The sequence below is a fragment of the Fretibacterium fastidiosum genome, assembly GCF_000210715.1.
Taxonomy (GTDB): Bacteria; Synergistota; Synergistia; order Synergistales; family Aminobacteriaceae; genus Fretibacterium; species Fretibacterium fastidiosum.
The window spans coordinates 1,333,487-1,341,381 of the sequence record NC_021038.1; the positions used below are offsets into that span (position 1 = coordinate 1,333,487).

Consider the following 7,895-nt stretch of genomic DNA (forward strand, 5'->3'; position numbering starts at 1 on the left):
GGGAATGTCAAACAGGCACGTCTTATGAAAAACACTCGCACCTCCCCTTCGGGGAGCCTTCCGGCTGCCGTTCGCTACCGCTCACGGGCCGTCAGTCCTAGCTCCTTCGGGGCAGCCCCCCTTGCAGGGGGGCCAAATCAAACCGGGGGCCGAAAAACCTTGCCTCCCCTGTAAGGGGAGGTGTCGCCAAAGGCGACGGAGGGGTTATCCTCTCCGCCGCAGCACAAAGGGGACGGCTGCAGCAAGCAGCACCCCAGCCCATGGGAGCCCTGCCTCACACCCCCTACTATTGCCCTTCTCTTCTTTGATATCAGCCTGCTTCAGGGTGTCCAATGCCGACTCCGCGGTAAAAACTTCCTGCGGTAACGGCAACGGTGCAAAAGCGGAGATGTTTCCGCCCAAGGGAATCGCACTGCCTGAACTGAAGACCGTTGCCTGTGAAGAGGCCGTTACGGGCAACGAATAGCGATGAAGCCTGTCCCCAACGGCCACCCAAAGGTAAGTCCCCTCCTGAACCATCCCCAACTGCCAAATGGCGTCGGTTGCAATTGTCTGGACTGGGGCAGTTTGAGGCAGAGTCCCAATGTCTGACATGGAACATTTATAAATTCGCACCTCACCTCCGGGCATTGCGAAAGGGGTACCCGGAAATTCCTTCCAAGTAGCGGCCTGTACATAAGCCGTATTGCCATGAAGAGCGATGGCGGTGAAATGATGCTTCCACGAAGGATCATTGTCGTGCATCTGCTGCCCCGTGACAAGGGTTTCGGTGGACATTCCGTTCAGGTTCACCTTCTCGATCCGGGACTCGGGATGCCAGTTGGAGATAAAGAAATGGAGACCGCCCCAAGAGGTGAGGTAGAGCGTACTGCCACTCTGGCAGTACGCTCCAGGTATACTGCCGTCGGTGTTCTTACCGTGCAGATCGAGCGCCCCGACCTGTCCCAGCTCCGCGTTGAGCTTCACCAGCTTGTTCGGAGAGTAAACGAAATTGGGGTAGTTCCCGGTATAAGATTTAAAGAGAGCGTAGACGAAGCTTCCATGAGCTGCCAGTCCCTCGCCGTTAGCCGTGTAGCCCGAGGGGGACTCATACTGAAAGAGGTGGGTGTAGAGGTTGTCCGGCCAGTAGGTCGTCCCCCACATATGGTTCCAGCGCGCGACCTTTGCGCTTCTTCTGACCGGATCCTCACTGTAGGCAAAGGCAAACGGCGTGCAGTCATAGCCGATGCCGTAGGGATGTCCTCCCATAAAAGCCAGAGCCCGAATGTTCTTCAGACGTACATGGGTTAACGTGCTCTCCGGGGACGACCAATTCAGCGATGCCGGATCATAGATACGGACCTCATCTCCAGGATAATAAGGATTTGAGTTGGGATATAAAGTCACGGCCACACGATCTGCCGCCCCACGTTTGAAGGGAAAAATAACCTGTCCCCAGTTACCGCCAACGTTGGTCGCAAGAACTATTGCGGTGTCCCCCACGATCTTGCCGACACTCGTAGAGGCATAGTTATTGTCATGCACCGTATACAGCAGGTTTGCCGAGGCCGGGGCTCCGAGGACCAGAGCCAGGGCAAAGAGCAACATCCCTGAAGGCCAACGCTTCATTGCCTTGCGATACATAACTTTACCTCCTCACTGAAATGATTTTTGATGTTCCTACGGACTACCACGCTCGCGAAGTTCCACCGCCTGTATGTCTTCTTTTTCCGCATCACCTCCCGCGTTTTTGAGGGGAAAGAGGGATTGCTCTTCACACTCAGCCCCCCTTCGGGGAGCCTTCCGGCTGCCGTTCGCTATCGCTCACGGGCCGTCAGTCTCGCCCCGCTGGGGCTCGCCAGCCCCCCTTCCAGGGGGGCCTAACAACGCGCTTCTTCATTTTCGCCTCCCCTGAAAGGGGAGGTGTCGCCGAAGGCGACGGAGGGGTTGTCCTTCACGCTCAGCAACAACCTCTCCAGCCCCTTCGGGGCAGAAGGCCAAAACAACCCCTCAGTCCCCCCTTCGGGGAGCCTTCCGGCTGCCGTTCGCTGTCGCTCACGGGCCGTCAGTCTCGCCCTTGCAGAGCTCGCCAGCTCCCCTTCCAGGGGGGCCTAACAACGCGCTTCTTCTTTTCGCCTCCCCTGCAAGGGGAGGTGTCGCCAAAGGCGACGGAGGGGTTGTTTTGAAGTGGTACGTTCAGTTTCCGGTCCCGGCTCTCAGCGCCTCGACCTCACCACGGGACAGACCGGTGAAGTCGGCAACCTGCTCAGGCGAAACGCCCCGGTTCAACATCCGCCGCGCCGTAGCGGCAATGCCTTCAACCTTACCTTTGGCCTCTCCTTCAACAAGTCCTTCATCCCTGGCAACGCGGCGAATCGTTTCGTCGGTCATCAAATCGTCCACCATCGCCTTATAGCTCGTAATGTAACGCTGGCGTTCCTCCTGGTTCTGCAGAAATTGTTTCTCCAGATCCAGCGCCTGACTAATCATCTCATCTTTCGCCACCTCCTCAGGCATCTCCTCCGCAGCCATCCCCGAAAGATACATCATCCAATAGTCCAGACGATTCAGTGGAGCGGTCAGCTCGCCGTCGCGCTCCTGCTCTGCGTCCTCCATGTCCCTGCCTCCTCTCCGAAAACGTCCTCTCACAGTCTAACTTTATTATAATTTGCCCGTTGCGTTCTTCGCCTCCCCTAAGGGGAGGTGCCGCCAAAGGCGGCGGAGGGGTTATTTCTCACGCTCAACCCCTCCCCTGCCCCTGCGGGACCAAACCAACCCCTCAGTCCCCCCTTGCAGGGGGGGGTCAATTACTGCCGCCGCAGCGCGACGGGAACGACCGCAGCGAGCAACAGCAGCCAGCCAAGGCCAGCGTTACACCCGCCACCGCCGCCGTCCTTGCCGTCAGGGCCTGGCTGAGGCCCCGGGGCCGAACCGCCCTTCAGCGACAGCAGCGCCAGCGGGTCCACCACCTTGCCGTTCGCCTCGCCGTCCAGGTCGTACTTCCCTCCGTCCCCGATGAACACGGTCAAAACGTACCGGCTGCGGGGCTGTAATTCATCGACACCCCGACCGCTCCCGTCCAGCACCGTGAACCGCCCGTCGCCGAACTCCTCCGGTTTGCCCGACCATTTCAGCAGCGCTCCCGTGTCCGGCCCCGTCGCCTTCAGCAGCTCCACCTCGGACGCCTTCTTCGCCATCAGATCCCTGCCCGTCAGCTCCAAACCCACTGCCGCAACGTTCGCTCCCTGCGGCAGGGTGGCCGACAACACTGGCAGCGTCCGAACCCGCTTCACCGTGGCCCCCTCCGGCAGCACCTTCCTGGCCACCTCACGGGCCACCCGGCTCTGGAGCCTCACGATGCCTGTATCCGGGTCGAAGGCCAGGTCCTTTGCTTCCAGTCCAGTGTCCGACAACGCCGCCGCAGCGTTCTTCAAAGCCGCTGCCTCGCTGCCGCCGAAGAACGCGGGCTTCGACGCTCCCACCCCCGCGGGCACGCCGTCCGGCAGCCTCGGGGCAATTCCCACCTCCGGCTCGCCAGGTTCGATGTCCGGGCTCGTCGGCGCAGGAACGTCGGGGCTCGTTGGTGCAGGAACGTCCGGGCTCACATCCGGGCTCACCGGCGCTGGGGGATTGTATTTGACCATGACGATCACGTCGTCCGACAGGCCGGACCCGTCCACCGCCTCGGCCAACACCCGGTACTTCGCGCCAGAGACCGGGCGCACCAGCGTCACCGCGGCACCCAGCCCATCGGCGGTGGGCATCAGCTCGATGTCGTCGGCCGCCGCTGAAGTTCCTTCGAGTACACTAAACGTCCATTTGGGAAGATAGGACACGGCGCCTGCGTCCGGAGCGATCGCCATATGGATCTCCGCAGATTGGTCTTTTTGGGCCAACTCAATGACCTTCGGGCTCAGGCTCAAGGACGCCAGTCGGATAAGCCGAACCGTGACGAAGGAAGCCGGGTAATAGCTCGTATCCCCCAGAAGGCCGTTGCAGGAGAGCTTGAGGCCGGACGTTCCCTTCTTCACGCCTCGAACGACCGCCATCCCGGCATGGTCGGATTCGACCTTCAGGATATTTTCGTCGAGGGGCGAAATTTTTAAGGAGACCGTCTCCCCATTGAAGGCATCCAAGGGATAGACCTCCGCCTTAACGGAGGCGGTTTTGTTCTCAGTCAGGCCGATCCAAGGGATCATGGCCACCGAGGTGGCCGGCAGGGCGGACTCCGCCGCAACGACATCGGTGCTGTCCAGTTTATCTCCAGCCCCTATCGCCTTGTCTGCCCCCAGGCCCGACACCCAGCGGCAGTTGCTGACCGCACCCTGAGCGTCCTGGTTGTTCCCGACGAGGGCGCCCACGTTCGCGTTGTCGCCTTCAGAGGAGACGTTGCACGCGGCAGAACAGTTCTCGACTTTTCCGAATGCGTAACCGGCAATGCCCCCTACAGCACCGTCCGGCCCCGTCACCGTTCCTTTGGCAAACGAGTTGCAGATCAGGCCTGCTCCGAGGCCCGCAACCCCTCCATAGGCTCTCACTAGGCTTGCCTCCGGTATCAAGGGAGCCATCGGCGTCCCCGCGATCGTGACGTTCCCCTCAAAAACCCCGTTGATTATCTTAGCGAAGCCAAAACCCAAGATGCCGCCCGCGCACACGTTGTCGATCCCGCACTGATACTCCAGCTCCGCCCTGGCGCGGCAGTTCTCTATTTCCGTTTGGTCATAGAGGCGTCCCACAATTCCGCCCAGGCACGTCGTGTCCGGCGTCCCCATTGCCGTCATCATTGCAGCCTCTTGCATGGGGACTGAGCTCTTCATGTCAAAAGACGCAAAACAGTTGCGGTAGCTTCCTCCCGATAGTATATCGAAACACCCGTCCAGTCCTCCGGCGATCCCCCCCGCGACGATCGAGCCACCGCCCATCGTTCGGTTGAGCATCCCCTCAAACACGGAGTCCTCAATATCACCGAGGTTTATCCCCGCAATCCCTCCAATGAGCACTTGAACGAGGGGGACTCCAGAGCTGGCGCTGCCCGCCTCGGGCGCCATCTCCAATGCTCCCGACACCCGGCATCCCCGGATTATCGACGAGGGGTTCCCAGGCAACCTCTGCGGGTTACACCCCACCAAACCGCCCAGAGCCCGGACAACCCCCTCCGATCCTACGTACCTCACCTTCCCCTTGAAGGAACAGTTCTCGACAATTCCTCGGTTGACGCCGAGGAGCGTCCCGTCAGCCCAACGAAAACCTTCTTGCATGACAGGAGATGCCCCTTTGGGGGCCAAGTTCACCGTTCCGCTCAAGTGCAGGTTCCTCAGGATGCCCCCTTTGAGAAGGTCCGAAAAAAGGGCTGTCGTGTTGCCCGTTCCCAGCGTAATGGAGCGGTTCCGGCCATCGAAGAGGCCTTCAAAAGCCCCGACGGCGGTCCATTCCTTACTTCCCAGGTCCAGATCCGCCCCCAGCGACACCGTCTTGTCCTTGAAGGACTTGCCCTCAAGGGTCAACTTCGCCAACCCGGCAAACTGGGCCTCTGAAGTGAGAGTGAATTCGGACTTGCCCTCGTCATACCAGCTCACATCCGCGCTGTCGATCCAGTTCGCCGCGTTCGCGGCCGGGCTGAAGAGAACGAGGAATGCCAGGAGAAACGCGGTGCAAAAGGCCCTTGCTTTCATCGTTTGCATTACTTGTCACCTTCTTTACTTTATTTGCCTCCCCTGGAAGGGGAGGTGGCCCGAAGGACCGGAGGGGTTGTTTTTCACGTTCAGCAACACCCCCCAGCTTCGCTACCGCTCAGCAGCCCCCCTTGCAGGGGGGCCAAAAGCCTCCCCGTAAGGTGAGGTGCCGAACAAAAGGAGGGCGGAAATCCGCCCTCCTCCTTTCCGTACCTTTTCCTAGAGGAAGAGAGCGATAACACTATGACCCTTAAAGCGTTATCCCCTCCGCCGCAGCGCGACGGGAACGACCGCCAGGAGCAGCAGCCAGCCGAACCCCGCGTCGCATCCGCTGCCGCCGTCCTTCTCATCCTTGGCGGCCATGGTCTGCACTGGCTCGTCCATCGCAGCCTGGGCAGCGGAAACACCTCGCAAAGAGGGGATGGCCGCAAATGCAGAGATATTTCCATACAGAGATGTTCCCCCCGGCCCGAAGACCGTTGCCACCGAGGAGGCCGTTACGGGCAGCGCGTAGCGGTAGAGGGAATCCCCCGCGGCCACCCAAAGGTAGGTTCCGTCCTGAACCATCCCCAACCGCCAAGCGCCGGTTATGGGTATCGTCTTGACCGGCAAGGTTTGAGACAGGGTATTCAAGCTCGAAATGGAACAGCTGTAGACACGCACCTCTCCACTTGGAGTTGCACCAGGACCAATCTGGTTCCAAGTCGAGGCCTGCACATAAGCCGTATTGCCATGAAGAGTGATGGCAGTGAAATGGTGCTTCCACATGGCGTCACTGTTGCGCATCTGCTGCCCCGTGACAAGAGTTTGGGTGGACATGCCGCTCAGATTCACCTTCTCGACCCGGGATTCGGGATGCCAGTTGGAACTGGCGGGCTGGTTACCGCCCCAAGAAGTGAGGTAGAGCGTACCGCTGTCTTGGCAGTACGCACCAGGTATACCGCCGTCGGTGTTCTTGCCGTTCAGGTCGATCGCCCCAACCTGTCCCAGCTCCGCGTTGAGTTTCACCAGCTTGTTCGGAGAGTAGACAAAATTGGGGTAGTTCCCAGTATGAGACGTAAAGAGAGCGTAGACAAAGCTGTCGTGAGTCGCCAGTCCCTCGCCGTTAGCCGTGTAGCCCGAGGGGGCCTCGTACTGAAAGAGGTGGGTATAGAGGTTGTCCGGCCAGTAGCTCGTCCCGCCCATATGATTCCAGCGCGCGACCTTTGCGCTCTTTCTGACCGGATCCTCACTGTAGGCAAAGGCAAAAGGCGTGCAGTCGTAACCGATGCCGTAAGGATGCCCGCCCATAAAGACCAAAGCGCGGACGTTTTTCAGGCGGGCATGAGTAATCGTGCTCTCCGGGGACGACCAGTTGAACGACGCTGGGTTGTATATCCGCACCTCATCCCCGGGATAGTAAGGATTTGTGTTGGGATATAAAGTCACGGCCACACGATCTGCCGTCCCACGTTTAAAGGGGAAAATAACCTGTCCCCAGTTACCGCCGACATTGTTGGCAAGGATCGTGGTGGTGTTTCCCACAACCTTGCCGACACTTGTAGAGGTATAGTTGTTGTCCTGAACAGTGTACAGCAGGTGGGCCGAGGCCGGAGCCCCAAAGGCCAGGACCAGCGCAAAGAGCAACATCCCGGAAAGCCAACGTTTCATTGCCTTGCAATGCATAACCTTACCTCCTCACTGAAATGATTTTTGATGTTCCGACGGACCACCGCGCACGCGAAGTTCCAGTATCTTGTTCTCCTTTTCCAAATCACCTCCTGCGTTTTTGAAAAGAGAGGTCGTCCTTTACACTCAGCACCCCCCCTTGCAGGGGGGCCTAAAGCCTCCCCTGAAAGGGGAGGTGGTCCGAAGGACCGGAGGGGTTGTCCTTCACGTTCAACAACACCCCCCAGCTTCGCTACCGCTCACGGGCCGTCAGTCTCGCCCCGTTGGGGCTCGCCAGCTCCTCTTGCAGAGGAGCCTAAAAAGCGCGCCCTGTCTTTGCCTTGCCTCCCCTGGAAGGGGAGGTGTCGCCGAAGGCGACGGAGGGGTTATCCCCTCCGCCGCAGCGTGACGGGAACAGCCGCCACCAGCAGCAGCCAGCCCCACAAAAGCCCTGCGTTGCACCCGCCGGACCCCTTGGACTCGTTGCCAGGTTTCGGCTTCGGTTTTGGAGACGAGGCGTTCGGCTCCTCAACGGACAATAGCAGCGCCGGGTCCACGATACGCCCGTTTGCACGGCCGTCGAGGTCGTACTTCCCT

The 7,895-nt window shown here is 59.9% G+C and carries 5 protein-coding genes; all 5 read right to left on the reverse strand.

Going from position 1 to position 7,895, the window contains the following annotated elements; translation table 11 throughout:
* Positions 1-204: 204 nt before the first annotated feature.
* Entirely contained in the window at positions 205-1,623 is a 1,419-nt protein-coding gene (locus tag SY1_RS06175; protein WP_015556518.1) for a hypothetical protein, read from the reverse strand.
* A 552-nt stretch (positions 1,624-2,175) separates the two neighbouring features.
* Entirely contained in the window at positions 2,176-2,595 is a 420-nt protein-coding gene (locus tag SY1_RS06180; RefSeq protein WP_015556519.1) for a hypothetical protein, read from the reverse strand.
* A gap of 191 nt (positions 2,596-2,786) precedes the next feature.
* Positions 2,787-5,660: a Synerg-CTERM sorting domain-containing protein gene (locus SY1_RS12375; RefSeq protein WP_015556520.1), complete on the reverse strand. Its 2,874-nt coding sequence runs from the start codon at positions 5,658-5,660 to the stop codon at positions 2,787-2,789.
* A gap of 249 nt (positions 5,661-5,909) precedes the next feature.
* On the reverse strand, positions 5,910-7,316 hold the full coding sequence (locus SY1_RS06190) for a Synerg-CTERM sorting domain-containing protein (protein ID WP_015556521.1): 1,407 nt from the start codon (positions 7,314-7,316) through the stop codon (positions 5,910-5,912).
* A 368-nt stretch (positions 7,317-7,684) separates the two neighbouring features.
* Positions 7,685-7,895, reverse strand: a 211-nt coding sequence (locus SY1_RS06195) for a Synerg-CTERM sorting domain-containing protein (RefSeq protein WP_208873087.1), incomplete at its 5' end; no start/stop codon positions are given.

What these genes read in the sequence shown, in the direction of transcription:
- SY1_RS06190 (WP_015556521.1), bottom strand. Translation starts at nt 7,316, where the DNA reads ATGCATTGCAAGGCAATGAAACGTTGGCTTTCCGGGATGTTGCTCTTT.
- SY1_RS12375 (WP_015556520.1), bottom strand. Translation starts at nt 5,660, where the DNA reads ATGCAAACGATGAAAGCAAGGGCCTTTTGCACCGCGTTTCTCCTGGCA.
- SY1_RS06180 (WP_015556519.1), bottom strand. Translation starts at nt 2,595, where the DNA reads ATGGAGGACGCAGAGCAGGAGCGCGACGGCGAGCTGACCGCTCCACTG.
- SY1_RS06175 (WP_015556518.1), bottom strand. Translation starts at nt 1,623, where the DNA reads ATGTATCGCAAGGCAATGAAGCGTTGGCCTTCAGGGATGTTGCTCTTT.